This is a genomic window from Enterobacter sp. 200527-13 (assembly GCF_027924865.1).
In the GTDB taxonomy this organism is placed as follows: domain Bacteria; phylum Pseudomonadota; class Gammaproteobacteria; order Enterobacterales; family Enterobacteriaceae; genus Enterobacter; species Enterobacter ludwigii.
Genome location: NZ_BSCM01000005.1, coordinates 73,051 through 93,613, shown reverse-complemented (window position 1 = coordinate 93,613; position 20,563 = coordinate 73,051). Strand labels below are relative to the sequence as shown.

Annotated in this window: 20 protein-coding genes; 7 read left to right on the top strand and 13 right to left on the bottom strand. The window is 56.0% G+C overall.

The features are described from left to right. Window positions 1-3 precede the first annotated feature (3 nt). The 3 genes from rfaC to rfaD are packed head-to-tail and all read right to left on the bottom strand — an operon-like array spanning window position 4 to window position 2,972. On the bottom strand, window positions 4-987 hold the full coding sequence (gene rfaC, locus QMG44_RS16945; RefSeq protein WP_086533102.1) for a lipopolysaccharide heptosyltransferase RfaC: 984 nt from the start codon (window positions 985-987) through the stop codon (window positions 4-6). A 3-nt stretch (window positions 988-990) separates the two neighbouring features. After that, window positions 991-2,037: an ADP-heptose--LPS heptosyltransferase RfaF gene (gene rfaF, locus QMG44_RS16940; protein ID WP_020882677.1), complete on the bottom strand. Its 1,047-nt coding sequence runs from the start codon at window positions 2,035-2,037 to the stop codon at window positions 991-993. A gap of 2 nt (window positions 2,038-2,039) precedes the next feature. Next, window positions 2,040-2,972 (bottom strand): ADP-glyceromanno-heptose 6-epimerase, encoded by a 933-nt coding sequence (rfaD, locus tag QMG44_RS16935; RefSeq protein WP_086533103.1) that lies wholly within the window; start codon window positions 2,970-2,972, stop codon window positions 2,040-2,042. Between the two features lie 215 nt (window positions 2,973-3,187). Here rfaD and kbl point away from each other — a divergent pair, with 215 nt between their 5' ends. Together kbl and tdh are read left to right on the top strand one after the other, a co-directional pair. Then, on the top strand, window positions 3,188-4,384 hold the full coding sequence (gene kbl, locus QMG44_RS16930; protein ID WP_020882676.1) for a glycine C-acetyltransferase: 1,197 nt from the start codon (window positions 3,188-3,190) through the stop codon (window positions 4,382-4,384). 9 nt (window positions 4,385-4,393) lie between these two features. Then, the gene (gene tdh / locus QMG44_RS16925) at window positions 4,394-5,419 is read left to right on the top strand and encodes an L-threonine 3-dehydrogenase (protein WP_020882675.1); all 1,026 of its coding nucleotides are present in this window, start codon (window positions 4,394-4,396) and stop codon (window positions 5,417-5,419) included. A gap of 30 nt (window positions 5,420-5,449) precedes the next feature. On the opposite strand, the gene QMG44_RS16920 is transcribed toward tdh, so the two are convergent. Genes QMG44_RS16920 through gpmM form a run of 5 tightly spaced genes read right to left on the bottom strand, consistent with a single transcriptional unit; the run spans window position 5,450 to window position 11,389 of the window. Beyond that, window positions 5,450-6,364 carry a hypothetical protein gene (locus QMG44_RS16920; protein ID WP_086533104.1) on the bottom strand — a complete coding sequence of 305 codons (915 nt, stop codon included), beginning with the start codon at window positions 6,362-6,364 and terminating at the stop codon, window positions 5,450-5,452. Window positions 6,365-6,379: 15 nt separating this feature from the next. After that, window positions 6,380-7,585: a glycosyltransferase gene (locus QMG44_RS16915; protein WP_086533105.1), complete on the bottom strand. Its 1,206-nt coding sequence runs from the start codon at window positions 7,583-7,585 to the stop codon at window positions 6,380-6,382. Between the two features lie 9 nt (window positions 7,586-7,594). Beyond that, window positions 7,595-8,548 carry a divergent polysaccharide deacetylase family protein gene (locus QMG44_RS16910; RefSeq protein WP_014168074.1) on the bottom strand — a complete coding sequence of 318 codons (954 nt, stop codon included), beginning with the start codon at window positions 8,546-8,548 and terminating at the stop codon, window positions 7,595-7,597. 3 nt (window positions 8,549-8,551) lie between these two features. Then, window positions 8,552-9,811, bottom strand: coding sequence for a murein hydrolase activator EnvC (gene envC, locus QMG44_RS16905; RefSeq protein ID WP_025206449.1), 1,260 nt, complete (start codon window positions 9,809-9,811; stop codon window positions 8,552-8,554). 33 nt (window positions 9,812-9,844) lie between these two features. Continuing rightward, on the bottom strand, window positions 9,845-11,389 hold the full coding sequence (gene gpmM / locus QMG44_RS16900; RefSeq protein ID WP_020882671.1) for a 2,3-bisphosphoglycerate-independent phosphoglycerate mutase: 1,545 nt from the start codon (window positions 11,387-11,389) through the stop codon (window positions 9,845-9,847). Between the two features lie 246 nt (window positions 11,390-11,635). Between gpmM and QMG44_RS16895 the strand changes: the two genes are divergently transcribed. The 5 genes from QMG44_RS16895 to cysE all read left to right on the top strand — a co-directional run bounded on the left by QMG44_RS16895 (window position 11,636) and on the right by cysE (window position 14,749). Beyond that, entirely contained in the window at window positions 11,636-12,067 is a 432-nt protein-coding gene (locus QMG44_RS16895) for a rhodanese-like domain-containing protein (protein ID WP_014168077.1), read from the top strand. Window positions 12,068-12,078: 11 nt separating this feature from the next. Beyond that, entirely contained in the window at window positions 12,079-12,330 is a 252-nt protein-coding gene (gene grxC / locus QMG44_RS16890) for a glutaredoxin 3 (RefSeq protein WP_014168078.1), read from the top strand. A gap of 32 nt (window positions 12,331-12,362) precedes the next feature. Continuing rightward, a complete protein-coding gene (gene secB, locus QMG44_RS16885) occupies window positions 12,363-12,830 on the top strand; it encodes a protein-export chaperone SecB (RefSeq protein ID WP_014168079.1) in 468 nt (155 codons plus the stop codon). Next, window positions 12,830-13,849 carry an NAD(P)H-dependent glycerol-3-phosphate dehydrogenase gene (gene gpsA / locus QMG44_RS16880; protein ID WP_086533106.1) on the top strand — a complete coding sequence of 340 codons (1,020 nt, stop codon included), beginning with the start codon at window positions 12,830-12,832 and terminating at the stop codon, window positions 13,847-13,849. The genes secB and gpsA overlap by 1 nt, the downstream gene beginning before the upstream one ends. 78 nt (window positions 13,850-13,927) lie before the next feature. Then, the gene (gene cysE, locus QMG44_RS16875; protein ID WP_008502718.1) at window positions 13,928-14,749 is read left to right on the top strand and encodes a serine O-acetyltransferase; all 822 of its coding nucleotides are present in this window, start codon (window positions 13,928-13,930) and stop codon (window positions 14,747-14,749) included. Here the strand turns inward: cysE and trmL are convergent. The 5 genes from trmL to lldP form a co-directional block, all read right to left on the bottom strand. After that, entirely contained in the window at window positions 14,746-15,219 is a 474-nt protein-coding gene (gene trmL / locus QMG44_RS16870; RefSeq protein WP_014168081.1) for a tRNA (uridine(34)/cytosine(34)/5-carboxymethylaminomethyluridine(34)-2'-O)-methyltransferase TrmL, read from the bottom strand. The genes cysE and trmL overlap by 4 nt on opposite strands. A 45-nt stretch (window positions 15,220-15,264) precedes the next feature. Beyond that, complete coding sequence (locus QMG44_RS16865; RefSeq protein WP_047954885.1) at window positions 15,265-16,605, bottom strand: aromatic acid/H+ symport family MFS transporter; 1,341 nt, start codon at window positions 16,603-16,605, stop codon at window positions 15,265-15,267. A gap of 183 nt (window positions 16,606-16,788) precedes the next feature. Beyond that, on the bottom strand, window positions 16,789-17,976 hold the full coding sequence (lldD, locus tag QMG44_RS16860) for an FMN-dependent L-lactate dehydrogenase LldD (RefSeq protein WP_014168083.1): 1,188 nt from the start codon (window positions 17,974-17,976) through the stop codon (window positions 16,789-16,791). Beyond that, window positions 17,973-18,746, bottom strand: a complete 774-nt coding sequence (gene lldR / locus QMG44_RS16855) for a transcriptional regulator LldR (RefSeq protein WP_086533107.1) — start codon at window positions 18,744-18,746, stop codon at window positions 17,973-17,975. The genes lldD and lldR overlap by 4 nt, the downstream gene beginning before the upstream one ends. After that, window positions 18,743-20,398, bottom strand: coding sequence for an L-lactate permease (gene lldP, locus QMG44_RS16850; protein ID WP_032680001.1), 1,656 nt, complete (start codon window positions 20,396-20,398; stop codon window positions 18,743-18,745). The genes lldR and lldP overlap by 4 nt, the downstream gene beginning before the upstream one ends. Window positions 20,399-20,563 lie beyond the last annotated feature (165 nt).

Below are 20,563 nucleotides of genomic sequence, written 5' to 3'. Positions count from 1 at the left end.
GGGTTAAATATCCCTGTTAGAAAGCCGATGGCTGCCCTGTAAAAACGAAAAAATCGCATCTGCGGTAATGTCTCTCATCTGCTGCGTCGGACTGACCATTTGATGCTGGTTTTTACCGTACCCCCCGATCAGCCCCGGGTCGGTCGGACCGAAAAGGGTGATATTGGGGCGGTCCAGCGCTGCGGTTAAATGGCTTAATCCGGTATCCACGGATACGACGGCGCTGGCGCCTGCCAGTTGCGCGGCAACCTGAGCCAGCGTGAGTTTAGGTAACACTTCCACATTTGAAAAACCCGCGGCCAAACGCTCTGCGCGTTGCCTTTCGTGTTCTGCGCCCCACGGGAGTTTAATATGGATGCCGGTCGGTTGCATTAGCTCAATGAGTCTTCGCCAGTGTGATTCCGGCCAGTGCTTATCATCGCGCGTTGTGGCATGCAGAAAGACCAGATAGGGCGGTGTGTGCGTCTTCGCATCGCGCAAAAAATGCTGCGCAATAGCGTAATCACCCTGCGTGTCCGGTTTTGCATAGCCGAGGCTTTTCGCAAACAGCTCACGGGTGCGCTCCACGGCGTGCTGCTGTTTCGCGATATGGTGGCGGCGATTATAGAACAGGCTCGCCAGCGGCTCGCGGGCGGTTTGCCAGTCCATACCGTGCTTAACGCCGTGCGCCAGACGCGTGACCAGCGCGGCGCTTTTGACCAGACCCTGTGCGTCAATAATGGCATCGTAACGCTGCGCTTGCACCGCATCACGGAAGGCTTGACGTTCAGCCTTAATCGGTGCCGAGAACCACGCTTTACGCCAGCGGCGGATAGCAACCGGGATCACGCGGTCTACTGCTTCATGCCAGGTGGGGATCTGTGCGAAGCCCTCCTCCACCACCCAGTCAAAACGAATGTCGGGAATGGCCTGCATGGCGTCGGTGAGCGACGGCAGAGTATGCAGGACATCGCCCATGGAAGAGGTTTTAACGATCAATACCCGCATCCGTTATCCTTCTTCACTCAACAGCAGCTCGTTGAGCTCTTCAAGGACACGCTCGGGCGTGATGTCGATCAGGCTCTGGTGATAGCCTTCAGCCGCATCGCCTTTTCGCACCTTGTGATAACCGCTGATCAGACGTATGACGCGCGCTTTATGAGAAAGCGGTGGCGTAAAGTCAGGGCTGCTTGGGCCATACAGAGCAACCAGCGGCCGGTTGAGCGCAGCGGCGACGTGCATCAGGCCTGAGTCGTTGGTGACGACGGCTTTACAGGCGGCAAGTAAAACTACCGCCTGTTCCAGCTGGGTTTCCCCTGCCAGATTACGGCACCATGCCTGCTGTTCTGTATTCAGCGAAGCCAGAATTTCGTTACCCGCCTCGTGGTCTTTCGCCGAGCCAAATAACACGACCTGATTACCTTCATCGATCAGCTGTTTTGCCAGCTCAGCGTAATGATAATGCGGCCAGCGTTTTGCCGGGCCGAACTCTGCTCCGGGGCAGAAACCGATCATGGGGCGTTCTGATGAAATTCCAAACGCGTTGCAGGTGTGGGATTTCTCACCGTCGTTGACCTGGAGCTGGGGCCAGAGCAGCGGTTGCGGCAGATCTTTTGCGCTGCGCATCACGCCTTTGTCATAGGCCAGCGCGACGTAGCGCTCGACCATAAGTGGCCAGGCGTCTTTATCAAGCACGCGCGCGTCGTTCAGCAGACCGTAGCGCATTTCTCCACGCCAGCCGGTGCGATGGGGGACGCCCGCAAAGAAGGGTACCAGGGCGGATTTAAAGGAGTTAGGCAGGACATAGGCGCGGTCATAGCGCTTTTCGCGAAGGCTATGGCCGAGCTTGCGACGTTCACCAATTTCCAGCGCGCCGTGGCCGAGCGGCATTGGGATCGCCTCGTTAACTTCCGGCATACGCGATAACAACGGACGGCACCAGGCAGGTGCCATCACGTCAATTATCGCCTGGGGATAACGCGCCTTGAGCGTGCGATAGAGACTTTGCGACATCATCATGTCGCCCACCCATGACGGGCCGATCACCAGAATTTTCATACTTACGCGTCGCGGTTCAGCCAGGCCATATATTCCGTTACGCCTTCGGCAACGGTCTTGAACGGTTTGTCGTAACCCGCCGCACGCAGGTTGGTCAAATCCGCCTGCGTGAAGGCCTGGTAACGACCTTTCAGTTTGTCCGGGAACGGAATGTATTCAATGCTGTCTTTTTTGTGGTACGCCAGGGTGGCGTCTGCCACGGCCTGGAAGGATTCCGCACGGCCTGTCCCCAGGTTAAAGATACCGGAGACGCCGTTTTCCCAGAACCACAGGTTCACTGCCGCCACGTCGCCTACGTAGACGAAGTCACGCTTGAAGCCGTCACTGCCTTCAAACAGTTTCGGGCTTTCGCCATTGTTCAGCTGCGTGTTCAGGTGGAACGCGACGCTCGCCATGCTCCCTTTGTGGCCTTCGCGCGGTCCGTACACGTTGAAGTAACGGAAACCCACAATCTGGGAATTGGCTTCAGGCAGAACCTGACGCACGTATTCATCGAACAGGAATTTGGAGTAGCCATAGACGTTCAGCGGCTGCTCATATTCGCGGGATTCGATGAAGTCTGACGTACGGCCACCGTAGGTTGCTGCAGAAGAGGCGTACAGGAACGGAATTTCACGCTCCAGGCAGTAATGCAGGATCTCTTTGGAGTACTGATAGTTATTGTCCATCATATACTTGCCATCCCACTCGGTGGTGGAAGAGCATGCACCTTCGTGGAAGATGGCTTCGATCTCGCCGAACTCTTCACCTGCCATAATCTGGATAAGGAAGTCTTCTTTATCCATATAGTCAGCGATGTTCAGATCCACCAGGTTTACAAACTTGGTGCCGTCTTTCAGGTTGTCCACCACCAGAATGTCGGTGATGCCTTTGTCATTGAGGGCCTTAACAATGTTGCTGCCGATAAAGCCCGCGCCGCCGGTAACGATGATCATAACTGTAACCTTTGAAGTGTGGAGTCCGGGGACAATCCCGGACGCTAATGTTCTTATCATATCATTAGTATGGCTGCCCTTCAGCCATTCACCGACATAGCGCAAGGGTACACGTGATTTATGCTGCAAAAACGAGAAGAGATAATGTGTCATCTCGTCATGGCGGCCAGGGTTGGGTAATATGTGCCAAAATTTGCCGAGTCTGGAGAATTGCAATGCGTGGTGATTTTTACAAACAGTTAAACAGCGACCTCGACACCGCACGTGCGGAAGGGTTGTTCAAAGAAGAGCGTATTATCACGTCTGCTCAGCAGGCGGACATCACCGTTGCCGATGGCAGCCATGTGATCAACTTTTGTGCGAACAACTACTTAGGTCTTGCGAATCACCCTGAGCTGATTGCCGCGGCAAAACAAGGCATGGACACCCACGGTTTCGGTATGGCCTCCGTACGCTTTATCTGCGGTACGCAGGACAGCCATAAGCAGCTTGAGAAAAAGCTGGCGGACTTCCTGGGGATGGAAGATGCGATCCTGTACTCCTCGTGCTTCGACGCCAACGGTGGTCTGTTTGAGACGCTGCTCGGCGCAGAAGATGCCATTATCTCCGACGCCCTGAACCACGCCTCTATCATTGACGGTGTGCGCCTGTGTAAAGCGAAGCGCTTCCGCTACGCCAACAACGACATGGTTGAACTGGAAGCGCGCCTGAAAGAAGCACGTGAAGCAGGTGCCCGCCATGTGCTGATCGCCACAGACGGCGTGTTCTCTATGGATGGCGTGATTGCCAACCTGAAGGGCGTGTGCGACCTGGCAGACAAATACGATGCGCTGGTGATGGTTGATGATTCACACGCCGTCGGCTTTGTTGGTGAGAACGGCCGTGGATCTCACGAATACTGTGACGTAATGGGCCGCGTGGACATTATCACCGGTACGCTGGGTAAAGCGCTGGGCGGCGCGTCAGGGGGTTATACTGCTGCGCGTAAAGAGGTGGTTGAGTGGCTGCGCCAGCGTTCCCGTCCATACCTGTTCTCCAACTCGCTGGCGCCGGCGATCGTTGCCGCATCCATTAAAGTCCTGGAAATGGTGGAGTCTGGCGCTGAGCTGCGCGACCGTCTGTGGTCAAACGCCCGCCTGTTCCGTGAAAAAATGGGTGCCGCAGGGTTTACGCTCGCCGGTGCCGATCACGCCATTATTCCGGTGATGCTGGGCGATGCGGTTGTGGCGCAGAATTTTGCCCGCGAGCTGCAGAAAGAAGGAATTTACGTTACCGGGTTCTTCTTCCCGGTGGTACCAAAAGGCCAGGCGCGTATCCGCACCCAGATGTCTGCGGCGCATTCGCCTGAACAAATTGAACGTGCGGTGGAAGCCTTTACCCGCATCGGCAAACAGCTGGGCGTAATTGCCTGAGGACGTGTGATGAAAGCGTTATCCAAACTGAAAGCGGAAGAAGGGATTTGGATGACCGACGTGCCGGAGCCGGAAGTCGGTCATAACGATCTGCTGATCAAAATTCGTAAAACCGCCATTTGCGGCACTGACGTTCATATCTACAACTGGGACCAGTGGTCGCAGAAAACCATTCCGGTACCGATGGTCGTGGGCCACGAATATGTCGGCGAAGTGGTGGGCATGGGTCAGGAAGTAAAAGGCTTCAACATTGGCGACCGCGTTTCGGGTGAAGGTCATATTACCTGTGGTCACTGCCGTAACTGCCGTGGTGGACGCACGCACCTGTGCCGCAACACAATCGGCGTGGGCGTGAACCGTCCGGGCTGCTTCGCAGAATACCTGGTGATCCCGGCGTTTAACGCGTTCAAAATCCCGGACAACATTTCTGACGATCTGGCCTCTATCTTTGATCCCTTCGGCAACGCGGTACACACCGCGCTCTCTTTCGACCTGGTCGGCGAAGATGTGCTGGTTTCCGGCGCGGGTCCCATCGGGATTATGGCTGCTGCGGTGGCGAAGCACGTTGGTGCCCGCAATGTGGTGATTACCGATGTGAACGAGTATCGCCTGTCCCTGGCGCGCAAAATGGGCGTGACCCGCGCGGTGGATGTCTCAAAAGAGAGCCTGAGCGACGTGATGGAAGAGCTGGGCATGACCGAAGGTTTTGACGTGGGTCTTGAGATGTCCGGCGCACCACCGGCGTTTCGCACCATGCTGGACACCATGAACCACGGCGGACGTATTGCGATGCTGGGCATTCCACCGTCTGATATGTCTATCGACTGGAACAAAGTTATCTTCAAGGGGCTGTTCATCAAAGGTATCTACGGCCGCGAGATGTTCGAAACCTGGTACAAGATGGCGGCACTGATCCAGTCTGGTCTGGACCTGTCTCCGATTATCACCCATCGCTTCTCCATCGATGAGTTCCAGGAAGGCTTTGACGCGATGCGCTCTGGCCAGTCCGGGAAGGTTATCCTGAGCTGGGATTAGTCATAAAAAAGGGGCCTCAGGCCCCTTTTTTTACTGATTCTTCTTCTCTTCGTCTGTCAGGTAACGCACCTTTCGCGTGTAATCCTGACCTTTGAACTGCAGCTTATTGTCTGGTGACTCAAGATACTTCTGCCATTCGGATAGCGGGAAACCGCCGTGTGCACCAATGACCTCTTTCGGTACCACAGCCTCTTGTCCGCCAATTTTCTTAGAGACCGGCCAGTTCATCCAGTCACCCAGATTGACCGTTTTCACATCCAGCATATCCAGAAGTGCGGCGAGCGGAAGCTGATCGGTTGGGGGCTGATTATCTTCCATTAGCTCCCAGGTATCCTGGAACAGGGTCAACCACAGCGGGCAAATGCGTCGCCACGTCTTTTGGGTTGCTGCGAGGAAAGCGCCGTTCACGTGATCGACAAGATAAGGGCGCACCGTCTCTTTGTAATAGGCGGGCACTTTCTCCGCGGGAGCGCCATCGAGTTTGGCGATCATCTTACCCTGACGGAAGCTGGAGTAGATATGCATATCGGCCATGTTGATCTCAGGCATTTTGAGCAGATTGAGATCGGAGTCGATCATCAAAACGCCTTCACCCCGGGCCTGTAGCGGCGCATTGAGCTTCACCAGACGGCTAAGATAGATCTGCTTGTAGCGGTAACTCTCTTCTCGTTTAGGAAGCGTGAGTGTCACTACGCGAGTTTTAGGGGGAAGCACCCCGAAAGCAGATTCTGGCTGATCGCTGACAATCACGATCTCGCTGACGCCGGTGGCATAACGCTCAGCAAAAGTTGCCGACAGTAACGCCTCTTCAACAAAATCAGCGCCGGTGCAAGGAATGACGATGGAGTCAACGGCAACAAGATTGCCCGTTACCAGTAGGGAACGGTACGGAATGTTGTGTCGTCCGGTAATATGACGATAGCGAGCGTTAAGGAATTTAAACATGTTCATCTCGTGTGATTATTTTGCGCCAAGTACCGCTTCGACGCCGCTAACATACTGTTCAATGGCATAGGTTCCACAGACATTCTGACGGGCAGCCAAAGCCAGGCGTGCGCGCAGATCGGCATCTTTCCAGATGCTCTCAAGATGCGCGGCAAGCTGTGAAACGTCGCCCCAGGGGAACAAGAGTCCCGTCGACCCTGGGTCAATTAATTCCGCTGTCCCGGTCACCTGCGAGCCAATGACAGGGATATTAAGCAACATGGCTTCCAGCACGACGCGAGGTAATCCTTCGCTCTGTGAGGCTAAAATAAAAGCGTCAAATGTCGCAAGGTAATCAAAGGGGGTATTCTGGAACCCCGTGAAGACGACCTGCTTCTCAATACCCAATGCGGTGGCCTGGGCAATTAATGCGTCGCGTTCGCCACCTTCACCGACTAACACCATCTTCCATTTTGCGTCAGGGTTCTTCTGACTGAACTGCGCCAGCGCCTCCAGAGTATGATGGTTTGCTTTGCGGGGGATCAGTGACCCCACGCTACCGAAAACGAAAGTATCGTCATCAATGTTCAGCCGCTGGCGCATTGCACTTCGGTCCGGCAGGGGCTGGTGGATGTCGATTGCATTGTTTACGGTTGTGCAGAGCTCAGGGCGAACCCCATTCTGAAGTAAAACACGCTCAACGCCGTGGGAGACCGCGATGATTTTTGTGGCATGGTCATTAACCAGCCTGACCAGCGGCGGTGTCATGACAGGTTCGATGCGGCAGTGCTGAATTAACCGCACATGCTGTTTTGCACCGGCTAAATACCCTTCTTCATTTGAGGCAGGCTGATTGTTCATATACAGCGTATCGAATCCGCCTTCACTGAGCAGCGTTGCAATTCTGCGAACATTGGGCCGAATACGCCAGAGCGTATCGATATGGCGCGTAAAGGCCTTACGCCCCCTGCGCGAGAAGAAAAGGAGACTGCGGCCCAGCTCTTTCGCAAGTTTCGCCCATACGGGCTGCCGTGGCTGAGGGATCACAATTAAGGGAATGCCGATACTGTCCAGCACCTGGCCGATCGTTTGCCCTTCGGCACGGCTGTAATCACTGTAAAAACAGCAGGTGATATCAAACTTCTCGCGGTCAATCCGCTTCAGAAGTTCGAGCATGCTGTTGGTGCCACCGCCCCACTCTTTGCCGGTATCGAGGAGCAGTATTTTGTGTCGTTGCAGCATCGTTCTACCTTAATCGCCTCTCACAGTCTGTTGCCGGGTAATATTCCAGCCCTGCCACTGGTGCTGGAAATATTGCACCAGTGTACTCTGGCTCACGCTCTCACTAAGCACGGCAAAGAACCGCGTCGCGTAGACGGGTTCCGGCGGGCGTTTCGTTTTACACAGCGTCACACCCCTGAATGGATTGCGCGGCTGCGTTACCGGTGGCTGTGCATTGCCAGGACGCGACGTATCAACCTGTGGCTCATTCAGCAGATCGCCAGGACGAACCAGCGTAATATCAGAGGGCAATGTCGGCAGCATCTGCTGCAGAACGCGAACGGTAGACGGGTGTGGGTGGCCGATAGCAATAGCCGAGCCATTGCGTCGGGCTAGCTGTACGGCGCGATTGAACTGTCCGCGGATATCCGCGTCGTTCTGGGTGTCATCGAGGAACACCTTGCGCTTTATTACCTTCACGCCTGTACCCTGCGCGGCACGCATCGCCTGGCTGTTGCCGATGGTCATGCTGTCGAGGAAATAGAGGTTATAGCGCTCCAGCGACTGCATCACTTTGAGCATCCCGTACAGGCTGGAGGTCATCGCGCTGCCCATGTGGTTGTTCAGCCCGACGGCGTACGGCACTTTATTGTAAGCATCGCGAATGATGCGATCGATCTCATCGCTGCTCATATCAGGGCGCAAAGTATCTTTTTCCAGCGGCTGCTTGCTGAGCGGTGCCATCGGCAGATGGATGAGAACCTGATGGCCGCTGTTATGCGCTTTGATCGCCATTTCACGCGCGTGCGGCGCATTCGGGAGGACGGCAACAGAGATGGCGGCCGGCATCGCCAGCACCTGATTCTCGGTGTGCGGACGATAACCGAAGTCATCAATCACTATCGCGAGTTTGCCAGCGTAGACCGGTGCTGCCAGCGCCAGTGCACTGGCGAAGGAGAGAACAATTCGACGAAATTGAAGCAAAACTTATCTTCCCAACCACGGCTGTGGATTGACCGCCTGACCCTGGCGACGAATTTCGAAATAGAGTGACGGGCGGCCCTGACCGCCACTGCTGCCCACGAGGGCGATGGGTTGGCCGGCGCGCACTTGAGTACCAACGCTGACCAGTGCGCTCTGGTTGTAGCCGTAAAGGCTCATATCGCCTTTACCGTGTTCCACCACTACCACAAGCCCGTAACCTTGCAGCCAGTCGGCCAGAATCACACGGCCATCGGCGATGGCTTTTACTTCGCTACCTTCAGACGCACCGATAACTATCCCTTTCCAACGTAGTTCACCCTGCAGCTGTTCGCCATAGCGATGCAGAATTGTACCGCGCACGGGCCAGTAAGCCTGACCACGAGGGGAGCCTAAACCGCCGGTACGTGACATCAGGGAGCGTTCGCTTTCGCTTGGCTTGTAGGTCGTACCTTTGCGTGAGGCTTCCTGCTGCTTGTCGCGTACGGCCTGCGCTTCGCGGGCCTCTTTTTCGGCGCGCGCTTTCGCCGCCGCTTCCGCGCGGGCGATACTGTTACGCAGTTTCGATTCGTTGGCGCGCATTTCGCTCAGCTGGCTTTGGCCTTGCTGAATTGAGGACTCGAGACCGGAAAGGGTTTTCTTGCGCTCGTTGCGGGCCTGCTCGAGCTTCGCTTGTTGCGCCTGCTGTTCGTAGAGCAGCGTCTGTTGCTGGCTCTGCTTCTCTTCGAGCTCGGCTTTTTGCGTGGTGACCTCTTCGCGCGTCTGTTTCAGCTGCGCGATAGTCTCCTGACGCGCCTGGTTCAGATAACCAAAGTAGGCCTGCAGACGCTGACCGCGCTGGCTCTCTTCACCGCTGAGGATCAACTGAAGGCCCGTGTGCTCACCCTGGCGGAAAGCAGCATCAAGCTGTGCGGCAAGGTTGCGTTCCTGGGCATCACGCTGGCGTTCCAGTTTGGCAATCGACGCGTTCATTTCGTCGATCTGTTTATTCAACTGGGCGAGGGTGTTTTGCGTTTCACGTAATTTACGTGCGGCAGCGGAGATGGCTTCTTCCTGCTGCTTAAGCTGAGCGAGCAGAGCAGAGCGTTGTTGCTGTTGCTGGCGTACCGCACGCTCTTTCGCGGCGATATCGGCCTGAATGGATTTCAGCTGGTCACGGTCATCCGCGTGGGCGGATGCGGCGCACAGCAATACGCCAGCGCTGAGTGCGCTGGCGCAAAGCAGAGGTCTGACTGATAACCTAAGCGGCTTCACGACCCATGTGATTGAAAAAATCGCCTTTCCCCTCATGGGGAGCGATTATTCCACGATGAACAGCGGCTTACCAGTCATCTCTTCAGGGATCTCCATGCCCATCAGCGACAACATGGTTGGCGCGATGTCGGAAAGCTTGCCGCCTTCCACTGCTTTCAGTGATTTATCACCCACATAAATCAGCGGAACAGGCAGGTTGGTGTGAGCCGTGTGCGCCTGGCCGGTTGCCGGGTCGCGCATCTGTTCTGCGTTACCGTGGTCAGCGGTGATCAGCAGCTGGCCACCAACGGATTCAACCGCTTTCGCGACCTGCTCAACACAGTGATCCAGCGCTTCAACCGCTTTTACGGCGGCTTCCATCACGCCGGTATGACCCACCATGTCGCCGTTCGGGTAGTTACAGATGATGGTGTCGTATTTGCCGCTTTCGATTGCCGCAACCAGTTTTTCAGTCAGCTCGGCAGAGCTCATTTCTGGCTGCAGATCGTAGGTGGCCACTTTGGGTGAGTTAATCAGAATGCGATCTTCGCCTTTGAACGGCTCTTCAACACCGCCGTTAAAGAAGAAGGTGACGTGGGCATATTTCTCGGTTTCGGAGATACGCAGCTGTGTTTTGTCGTTCTTCGCCATCCACTCACCGAAGGTATTGGCCAGTGATGCGGGTGGATAAGCGCATGGCGCATTGATGTCAGCGGCGTATTCGGTCAGCTGAATAAAGTCGATCTTCACCACTTTCTTACGGGTGAAACCGTCGAAATCACTGTTCACGAACGCACGGGTGATTTCACGCGCGCGGTCAGCACGGAAGTTCATGAAGATCAGCGCATCGCCGTCTTCCATGGCGGCATCAGCCTGGCCTTCAGCACGAATGACGGTTGCTTTCACGAATTCATCGTTTTCATCACGCGCGTAAGCGGCTTCCAGACCTTCCACCGCGGTCGCGAACTGGAATTCACCTTTTGCCAGCGTCATCAGGTCATAGGCCTGTTCAACGCGATCCCAACGGTTGTCGCGGTCCATTGCGTAGTAGCGCCCGATGATAGAGGCCACACGTCCTTTGCCAAGCGCGGCGAATTTGTTTTCGAAGGAGGCCAGTGAACCTTTTGCGCTGCGTGGTGGCGTATCACGACCGTCCAGGAAAGCGTGCAGATAGATTTTTTCTGCGCCGCGCTCAGCCGCCAGTTCAACCATCGCCATGATGTGATCTTCGTGGCTGTGTACGCCACCGGCGGAGAGCAGACCCATGATATGAACTGCTTTACCGGCCGCCACGGCTCTGTCCACCGCGCCGCAAAGTACTGGGTTGTTGAAGAAGGTACGTTCTTTGATTTCAACGTCCAGACGCGTCAGGTCCTGATACACGATACGACCTGCACCCAGGTTTACGTGGCCAACTTCGGAGTTGCCCATCTGACGATCTGGCAGACCCACTTCCAGCCCGGACGCATCAATCAGGGTGTGGGGACGTTTTGCCCACAGCGCGTCCATCACCGGCGTTTTGGCGTTGAAAATGGCGTTATCCTGTTGATCTTCACGGTAGCCATAGCCATCCAGAATCACCAGTACCATAGGTTTTTTAGAAACCGACATTGCGACAACCTCATGCTCAAGAGTCAAAATTTGCGTAATTTTACTACAGCTGAATCGATCAAATAGCCGCAGAAGATCAAAGAAAGCGCAGGGGCAAGGTGCTTAGCGGACGCTTTTGAGGCAATTTTTTAGGTGGCAGGCCTCAGAAAATGGATTAGGTTATGGTCGCTGGCTGTATTTGCCACAACGCACAGGTATACTCCTGTCCTGGTTTTTTTAATCACTAAGTCGGAGTAGTTACCCTCCATGCAAGAAATTATGCAATTCGTTAGCCGCCATCCGGTTCTGAGCATCGCGTGGATTGGCCTGCTGGCTGCTGTGCTGTTCACCACATTTAAAGGCCTGACGTCTAAGATTAAGGTTATCACCCGTGGTGAAGCGACGCGTCTGATTAACAAAGAAGATGCCGTCGTGGTCGATCTGCGTCAGCGTGACGATTTCCGTAAAGGTCACATTGCTGGTGCTATCAACCTGTTACCTGCTGAAATCAAAGCAAACAACGTTGGTGAGCTTGAGAAACATAAAGCCCAGCCGATTATCGTTGTTGACGCGACCGGAATGCAGGCGCAGGAATCTGCCAGCGCGCTGCATAAAGCAGGCTTCGAAAACGTAACGGTTCTGAAAGAAGGTATTTCCGGCTGGAGCGGGGAAAATCTTCCTTTGGTTCGCGGTAAATAAGGAGTTCAGTAATGGCCAATATCGAGATCTACACCAAAGCAACGTGCCCGTTCTGCCACCGTGCAAAAGCGCTTCTGAACAGCAAAGGCGTAGCGTTCAAAGAACTGCCGATTGACGGTGACGCGATTAAACGCGAAGAGATGATCCAACGTAGTGGTCGTACGACGGTTCCGCAGATTTTTATTGATGCGCAGCACATTGGCGGCTGTGATGACTTGTATGCGCTCGATGCCCGTGGTGGACTCGATCCGCTGCTGAGCTAAGAGACTTTAGGACAATTAAAAAGGGTTTTTCCATGTCAGAACAAAACAACACCGAAATGACTTTCCAGATCCAGCGTATCTACACCAAGGATGTCTCTTTCGAAGCGCCAAATGCGCCACACGTTTTCCAGAAAGATTGGCAGCCAGAGGTTAAACTTGATCTTGATACCGCATCTACCCAACTGGCGGATGACGTGTATGAAGTCGTACTGCGTGTGACTGTTACTGCCTCTCTGGGCGAAGAGACTGCATTCCTGTGTGAAGTTCAGCAGGGCGGCATCTTCTCCATCGGCGGCATCGAAGGCAACCAGATGGCGCACTGCCTGGGTGCATACTGCCCGAACATTCTGTTCCCGTATGCTCGCGAATGCATCACCAGCCTGGTTTCTCGCGGTACATTCCCGCAACTGAACCTTGCGCCAGTTAACTTTGATGCGCTGTTCATGAACTATCTGCAGCAGCAAGCTGGCGAAGGTACTGAACAACATCAGGATGCCTGATGAGCAATCTTAATGCGTCAATGACTGTGATCGGTGCCGGCTCATACGGCACCGCTCTTGCCATCACGCTGGCAAGAAATGGTCACGAAGTGGTTCTCTGGGGCCACGACCCAAAACATATCGCGACGCTGCAACGCGACCGTTGCAACGTGGCGTTCCTCCCGGACGTTCCGTTCCCAGACTCCCTGCACCTTGAAAGTGACCTTGCGACCGCGCTGGCGGCCAGCCGCAACATTCTGATTGTGGTGCCGAGCCATGTGTTTGGCGAAGTGCTGCGTCAGATCAAGCCGCTGATGCGCCCTGATGCGCGCATTGTATGGGCCACCAAAGGGCTGGAAGCCGAAACCGGACGCCTGTTGCAGGATGTCGCCCGCGAAGCGCTGGGTGATGACATCCCGCTGGCGGTTATCTCGGGGCCGACGTTTGCTAAAGAGCTGGCCGCTGGCCTGCCGACGGCGATCTCGCTGGCATCAACCGATCAGGCCTTCTCCGACGATCTTCAGCATCTGCTGCACTGCGGCAAAAGCTTCCGTGTTTACAGCAACCCCGATTTTATCGGCGTACAGCTGGGCGGTGCGGTGAAAAACGTGATTGCGATCGGCGCCGGAATGTCCGACGGGATTGGCTTTGGTGCCAACGCACGTACCGCACTGATTACGCGCGGCTTAACCGAGATGTCCCGCCTTGGCGCAGCACTGGGTGCCGATCCGACCACCTTCATGGGCATGGCGGGCCTGGGCGATCTGGTGCTGACCTGTACCGACAACCAGTCCCGTAACCGCCGCTTTGGCATGATGCTCGGTGAGGGCATGGATGTGAAAGGCGCGCAGGAGAAGATTGGTCAGGTGGTTGAAGGCTATCGCAATACCAAAGAAGTTCGCGAATTGGCGCACCGTTTTGGTGTCGAAATGCCAATAACCGAGGAAATTTATCAGGTATTGTATTGCGGAAAAAATGCGCGCGAGGCAGCATTGACCTTATTAGGTCGTTCGCGCAAGGATGAGCGCAGCAGTAACTAGTCGCAGGGATTCTTGTTAGCACTATGACCCGGCCAGCACAGAACTGGCCGGTCATTAACATGTCGTCTGGAGTAAGCAATGCCGTGTGAAGAACTGGATATAGTCTGGAACAATATTAAAGCTGAAGCCCGGGCTTTGGCTGACTGCGAGCCAATGCTGGCCAGTTTCTATCATGCGACGCTACTCAAGCACGAAAACCTCGGCAGCGCCCTGAGCTATATGCTCGCCAATAAACTGGCTTCCTCGATTATGCCCGCCATCGCCATTCGTGAAGTGGTGGAAGAGGCCTATGCCGCTGACCCTGAAATGATCGCTTCTGCTGCCTGTGATATCCAGGCCGTGCGCACGCGTGACCCGGCGGTGGACAAATACTCTACGCCGTTGCTGTATCTGAAGGGCTTTCATGCCTTGCAGGCGTATCGCATCGGCCACTGGCTGTGGAATGAAGGCCGCCGCGCGCTGGCTATCTTCCTGCAAAACCAGGTTTCCGTGACCTTCCAGGTGGATATTCACCCGGCCGCGAAAATTGGCCGCGGGATCATGCTAGACCATGCCACCGGCATTGTCGTCGGTGAAACCGCGGTGATTGAAGATGACGTTTCGATTCTGCAGTCGGTCACGTTAGGCGGTACCGGTAAAACCAGCGGGGATCGCCATCCGAAAATCCGTGAAGGGGTGATGATTGGCGCGGGCGCCAAGATCCTCGGCAACATCGAAGTGGGTCGTGGTGCGAAGATTGGCGCCGGTTCGGTTGTTCTGCAGCCTGTTCCGCCGCACACGACCGCCGCTGGCGTACCGGCTCGTATTGTCGGTAAACCAGACAGCGACAAACCGTCGATGGATATGGATCAGCACTTCAACGGTATTCACCATACGTTTGAGTATGGTGACGGTATTTAACTTCTGAGAATGGCGCCCGGGTATCCCAGCTGGCGCCATGCTTCATACACCACCACCGACACCGCATTTGACAGGTTCATGCTGCGGCTGTCCGGCATCATCGGAATACGAATCTTCTGCTCAGCGGGCAGGGCATCAAGAATGGTGGCCGGCAGGCCGCGCGTTTCCGGGCCAAACATCAGATAATCACCGTCCTGATAGCGCACGGCGCTATGTGCCGGCGTACCTTTGGTGGTCAGGGCGAACATGCGCTGTGGGTTTTCGCTTTCCAGAAACGCGGCGTAATCATGATGGCGAACCACGGCCGTAAATTCATGATAATCCAGCCCCGCGCGGCGCAGACGTTTGTCGTCCCACGTAAAACCCATCGGCTCGATGATATGCAGACGAAAACCGGTGTTGGCGCACAGGCGGATAATATTGCCGGTATTCGGCGGAATTTCTGGTTCGAATAAAACGATGTTAAGCATGCTGCCCCCTTAATTGCGGGGGCAGAATAGCAGAAACCGGGCCGCTTATGCGACGCCGAGATCCTGCGAGCGGCAACGCAGCATTTTGTAGAAGGTTGCCGCGGCCGCCAGCAGGGCGGGCAGGCTAAGGATCATCAAAATGCTGTCTGCCTGCCACTGCATGGAGAGAAGCTGCGCGCTGGTCATGGTGCCCGCCACGCCACCAAAGCGGCCAATGCCCTGCATCCAGGCAATGCCCGTTGCGCGACACTCGGTAGGATAAAAGGTGGCTGCCAGCGTCTGCATTCCCGATTGTGCGCCGTTCATCGCGATCCCCATCAGGAAAATCAAGCCGCCAAACAGGGCGATATGGTTATGTTCAATGCCGAGCGCCAGAATGAGCAGCATGGTCAGGACAAAGCCACCTGCGACCACTTTGTGTGCCTCCCAGCGATCCATCATCCAGCCCGCGAGAAGGATGCCTGCGGTACCGCCGAAGGTGAACAGCGAGGTGAGCCATGCGGATTCCGCGAGGGGATAGCCCATCCCCAGCATCAGTGTCGGCATCCAGCTAAGCAGGACGTAATAAATCACCAGCCCCATAAAATAGGTTACCCATAGCATCAGGGTGCCGGGCAGCCAGGGCTGTGAAAACAGCTGTGCTACGCTCCCTTTTTTGGCGGCGACCCGATCCTCTGCAAGGAAGAAACCGGTGACGCCATCGAGGGTCGTGCGGGCGAAACGGCTGGCGATACGGCGGATCTGCATCACGTCTTTCCCGCGCTGCACCAGGTATTTCACCGATTCCGGTAAAAACAGCATCAGCAGCAGCGTTAATATCAGCGGTGCTATCGCGCCGGTCAGCAGTACGCTTCGCCAGCCATGATGCGGGATAAGCCAGGACGATATCGCCCCACCGCCGGCCGCGCCCAGCGGGAAGCCGCAGTACATGGTATTAATCGCCATGGCGCGACAGCGCTGAGGGGCAAACTCTGAGATGAGGGTGATGGCGTTCGGCATGGCGGCACCCAGCCCCAGGCCCGTCAGAAACCGCCATAGCGTCAGGGTGTTAAGGCTTTGTGCCCAGGCCGTCCCCAGGCTTGAAAGGCCGAAGAACAGACAAGAAAAGACCAGTACGCGCTTGCGGCCTATCCGGTCCGATACCGGGCCTGCGACCAGTGCTCCCAGCGACAGCCCGAGCAGTGCTGCGCTCAGTACCGGTCCCAGATCCTGTTTGTGTATGCCCCATTCCGCCGACAGCGTGGGCGCAATGTAGCCCATTGCTGCGGTATCGAAACCATCGATCGCCAGCACCAGAAAGCCCAGCACGATGAGCACCCAGTGAAACCCGGAAAAGGGACTGTCGTCGATCACCTGCTGAATATCCACCTGACCTGAATATCTCATACGCTCCCCTCTGATGTTATGGTGTTTTTGTGTTCTTGTATTTGCTTGTCTATACAATTGCGTGCGGCACAGGTATGTCAAATTTTCTTATCCAATATGTTACCTGGATGTTATTTTTGACAAAAAAAAGCGCCCGAGGGGAGTTCGGACGCGAGGAGAGGGGGAAGGGGTATCAGACGGGCGTCAGGCTGCGTCACCCTGGGCAAGCGGTGCCAGTGCGGCGGGTAATTTACCCAACTCCTGCACCAGGGAGTCCTTGCTGATTTCGCGAATCGTTTTTGCGCCGGTCAACGTCATCGCCACTTTCATCTCTTTTTCGATCAGGTTGAGCAGATTCGCCACCCCTGCCTGACCAGCCGTAGCCAGTGCATAAAGATATGCGCGTCCGAGCAATACGCTGTCTGCGCCAAGGGCAATCATACGCACCACGTCAAGCCCGTTGCGGATACCGCTGTCGGCGAGGATAGCGATATCACCTTTCACCGCATCGGCAATCGCCGGCAGTGCGCGTGCGGAAGAGAGTACCCCGTCAAGCTGACGTCCGCCGTGGTTAGAGACCACAATACCGTCAGCGCCAAAGCGCACGGCATCGCGGGCATCTTCCGGGTCGAGGATCCCTTTGATCACCATCGGGCCGTCCCAGAATTCGCGGATCCACTCCAGGTCTTTCCACGAGATGGACGGATCGAAATTATTCGCCAGCCAGCCGATGTAATCTTCCAGCCCGGTGGGTTTACCGAGATAGGCCGAGATATTCCCCAGATCGTGCGGGCGACCATTCACACCGACATCCCAGGCCCATTGCGGGTGCGTTACCGCCTGCCAGTAGCGACGCAGGGCAGCATTTGGGCCGCTCATCCCGGAGTGGGCATCGCGGTAACGGGCGCCAGGCGTCGGCATATCAACGGTAAAGACCAGCGTTGAACAGCCCGCGGCTTTGGCACGCTCCAGCGCGTTGCGCATAAAGCCGCGATCGCGCAGGACGTACAGCTGGAACCACATCGGACGCTGGAGGGTCGGGGCCACTTCTTCAATCGGGCAGACGGAGACGGTGGAGAGGGTAAACGGAATACCTTTAGCATCCGCTGCCCCTGCCGCCTGGACTTCACCCCGGCGGGCGTACATGCCGCACAAACCGACTGGTGCAAGGGCCACCGGCATGGAAAGCGTTTCGTTAAACAGCGTTGTCTCAAGGCTCAGCTCAGACATATCTTTCAGCACGCGCTGGCGCAGCGCCACTTCCGACAGATCTTCCACGTTGCGGCGCAGGGTGTATTCGGCATATGCCCCACCGTCGATATAGTGGAACAGGAACGGCGGCAAAATGCGCTGCGCCGCGGCGCGATAGTCACTGGCTGCTGAAATAATCATGCTTTGTTCTCCCTGGAAATATCACTGTCGCCAGGCAGACGGGTAATACGCGCCTGTCGGGCCTGATCTTCATCGAATCGTTTAATGGTGGTGTGCACGAACCCCAGATGCGCCATCATCGCTTTGCGCGCGGCTTCAGCATCCCCGGCCAGAATGGCGTTGAGTACCACCTCGTGCTGTTCGGTCAGTTGGGCAAATACCGGCGGGACCAGATACATACGCTGGCGGCTCTGCTTCACGGAGGATTGCAACAGGTCGAAGAAACCGCGCATGGTCTGGAGCAGAACGACGTTGTGCGATGCTTCGGCAATCGCCAGATGAAACCGCACGTCCGCCTGCGAGGCGATGTCCGGGTCGCTGCTTTGGGTGGCGTCAAAGCAGGCTTTGAGCTTCTCTTTGTCGGCTTCAGTGGCCCGCATGGCCGCATGCCAGGCGGTACTGGTTTCGATGGCGTGCCGCGCTTCAATGATGTCGAAGCTGTAGTCCGGGTCGTTTTCCATCAGTGTTTTAAGCGGCTGCACGATGTTTTGCTCGGACCAGTCATCGTGCTGCCAGCGGACAAAGGTGCCGCCGCCCCGACGGCTTACCAGTACCCCTTCGCTGACCAGCGTCGCCAGCGCCTCGCGCAGTGAGTTACGAGATACACCCAGTTGGGCGGCGAACTGGCGCTCGGCGGGCAATTTCATGCCCGCTTCCAGCTGTTGTTCTTCAATCAGCGCCCGTACGCGAGAGGCAATCTCGTCGGACAGGCGTCTGGGCATGACTATCATGGGATCATCCAGGTTAAGACATAGGCCTGCAGGGTCGTGATCACCCCGACCATACAGGTGAATATCAGGCTGTGTTTCACGGTAAAGCGGAACAGGTCCGACTCTTTACCGACCAGTCCCACCGCCGCACAGGCAATGGCGATGGATTGCGGTGAGATCATCTTGCCGGTCACGCCGCCGGTAGTATTGGCGGCCACCAGAAGGATGTCCGACACGCCAATCTGCTGGGCTGCCGTCGCCTGCAGGGCCGCAAACAGGGCGTTAGATGAGGTATCTGAACCGGTCAGGAACACCCCCAGCCAGCCGAGGAACGGCGAGAAGAACGTGAAGGCGTGGCCGGTATGCGCCAGCGCAAGCGCCAGTGTCGATGACAGGCCGGAATAGTTCGAGATAAACGCGAACGCCAGCACCATGCCGATGGAGTAGATCGGCAGCATCAGCTCCTTAATGGTAGCCGCAAAAGTCTGTACTGCAGCCGCTGGCTTCATGCGTAACCACACCACAGACAGGATAGCGGCAAACAGTATTGCGGTGCCGGTTGCTGAGAACCAGTCAAATTTATACACCGCGGCATACGGCGTGGCGGCGTGCACCACGGGCGGCATACGGGCGACCATCTTGTCGAGGAACGGCACGGAGATGTTAATGACCATCTCATACAGTGCGCCACCCGGTGCGAACAGGGCCTTAAACGGTGGAATACTCCAGAGCGTAACCGTGGCGGTCAGGAACAGGAACGGAGACCATGCGCGAATGATTTGTCCCGCGGTATAACCGGTACGTGCCAGGGTTTGATCGACGTGTGAAGCACCCATATCGGCGAAACGGAAGATGCGTACTGGCTGCCAGCGTTTCAGGAACAGCGTCAGGCAGACCAGCGACACCAGTGAAGAGATAATGTCCGGCAATTCGGGGCCGAGGAAATTCGAGCTGAGATACTGGGCAATGGCAAACGAGCCGCCAGCGACGACCACTGCAGGCCATGTCTCTTTCACGCCGCGCCAGCCATCCATAATCGCCATGATCCAGAACAGCACGATGATGGTCAGGAACGGCAGCTGACGGCCAACCATCTGGCCAATTTCAAAGCTGTCCAGACCGGTGACCTGCCCGGCGACCAGAATCGGGATCCCCATCGCACCAAACGCCACCGGCGCGGTGTTAACGATCAGACAAAGACCTGCGGCGTAAAGCGGATTGAACCCCAGCCCGACTAACAGCGCCGCGGTGATGGCAACCGGTGCGCCAAACCCGGCCGCCCCTTCCAGAAAAGCCCCGAAGGAGAAACCGACAATCAGCATCTGCAGACGCTGGTCCGGAGTAATGGAAAGTATCGATGAGCGGATAATGTCGAATTGCCCGGTTTTCACCGAGATTTTGTAGACAAAGACCGCCGCGATAATGATCCACGCAATCGGCCACAGGCCGTAGAAGAAACCATAGACGACGGAGGCCAGCGCGCGATCGACCGGCATTTTATAGAAGAACAGTGCCACCATCAGCGCAATGGCAACGGTGTACGTCGCGGCAAGGTATCCCTTCAGCTTAAGCTTAATCAGCGCAAAGAAGAAGAACAGGATCGGAAGCGATGCGATCAGGCTCGACAGCCAGATATTGCCAGCCGGATCGTAGTTTTGTTGCCAGAGGCTCATGCAGGTCTCCTGAGGACCAGACAGTCTGCGTAGCGGGTGAGTCTCCGCTCATCTCTGCGTCACAAACTGTGTAAAAGTGGTCCTGCCAATATTGTGTTGTAGGGTGAATGACAATAAATGGTTAACCAGTTGTTATGAGTCGGCAATGATTTTGTGAGGGGAATT

What these genes read in the sequence shown, in the direction of transcription:
- rfaC (WP_086533102.1), bottom strand. Translation starts at nt 987, where the DNA reads ATGCGGGTATTGATCGTTAAAACCTCTTCCATGGGCGATGTCCTGCAT.
- rfaF (WP_020882677.1), bottom strand. Translation starts at nt 2,037, where the DNA reads ATGAAAATTCTGGTGATCGGCCCGTCATGGGTGGGCGACATGATGATG.
- rfaD (WP_086533103.1), bottom strand. Translation starts at nt 2,972, where the DNA reads ATGATCATCGTTACCGGCGGCGCGGGCTTTATCGGCAGCAACATTGTT.
- kbl (WP_020882676.1), top strand. Translation starts at nt 3,188, where the DNA reads ATGCGTGGTGATTTTTACAAACAGTTAAACAGCGACCTCGACACCGCA.
- tdh (WP_020882675.1), top strand. Translation starts at nt 4,394, where the DNA reads ATGAAAGCGTTATCCAAACTGAAAGCGGAAGAAGGGATTTGGATGACC.
- QMG44_RS16920 (WP_086533104.1), bottom strand. Translation starts at nt 6,364, where the DNA reads ATGTTTAAATTCCTTAACGCTCGCTATCGTCATATTACCGGACGACAC.
- QMG44_RS16915 (WP_086533105.1), bottom strand. Translation starts at nt 7,585, where the DNA reads ATGCTGCAACGACACAAAATACTGCTCCTCGATACCGGCAAAGAGTGG.
- gpmM (WP_020882671.1), bottom strand. Translation starts at nt 11,389, where the DNA reads ATGTCGGTTTCTAAAAAACCTATGGTACTGGTGATTCTGGATGGCTAT.
- QMG44_RS16895 (WP_014168077.1), top strand. Translation starts at nt 11,636, where the DNA reads ATGCAAGAAATTATGCAATTCGTTAGCCGCCATCCGGTTCTGAGCATC.
- grxC (WP_014168078.1), top strand. Translation starts at nt 12,079, where the DNA reads ATGGCCAATATCGAGATCTACACCAAAGCAACGTGCCCGTTCTGCCAC.
- secB (WP_014168079.1), top strand. Translation starts at nt 12,363, where the DNA reads ATGTCAGAACAAAACAACACCGAAATGACTTTCCAGATCCAGCGTATC.
- gpsA (WP_086533106.1), top strand. Translation starts at nt 12,830, where the DNA reads ATGAGCAATCTTAATGCGTCAATGACTGTGATCGGTGCCGGCTCATAC.
- cysE (WP_008502718.1), top strand. Translation starts at nt 13,928, where the DNA reads ATGCCGTGTGAAGAACTGGATATAGTCTGGAACAATATTAAAGCTGAA.
- trmL (WP_014168081.1), bottom strand. Translation starts at nt 15,219, where the DNA reads ATGCTTAACATCGTTTTATTCGAACCAGAAATTCCGCCGAATACCGGC.
- QMG44_RS16865 (WP_047954885.1), bottom strand. Translation starts at nt 16,605, where the DNA reads ATGAGATATTCAGGTCAGGTGGATATTCAGCAGGTGATCGACGACAGT.
- lldD (WP_014168083.1), bottom strand. Translation starts at nt 17,976, where the DNA reads ATGATTATTTCAGCAGCCAGTGACTATCGCGCCGCGGCGCAGCGCATT.
- lldR (WP_086533107.1), bottom strand. Translation starts at nt 18,746, where the DNA reads ATGATAGTCATGCCCAGACGCCTGTCCGACGAGATTGCCTCTCGCGTA.
- lldP (WP_032680001.1), bottom strand. Translation starts at nt 20,398, where the DNA reads ATGAGCCTCTGGCAACAAAACTACGATCCGGCTGGCAATATCTGGCTG.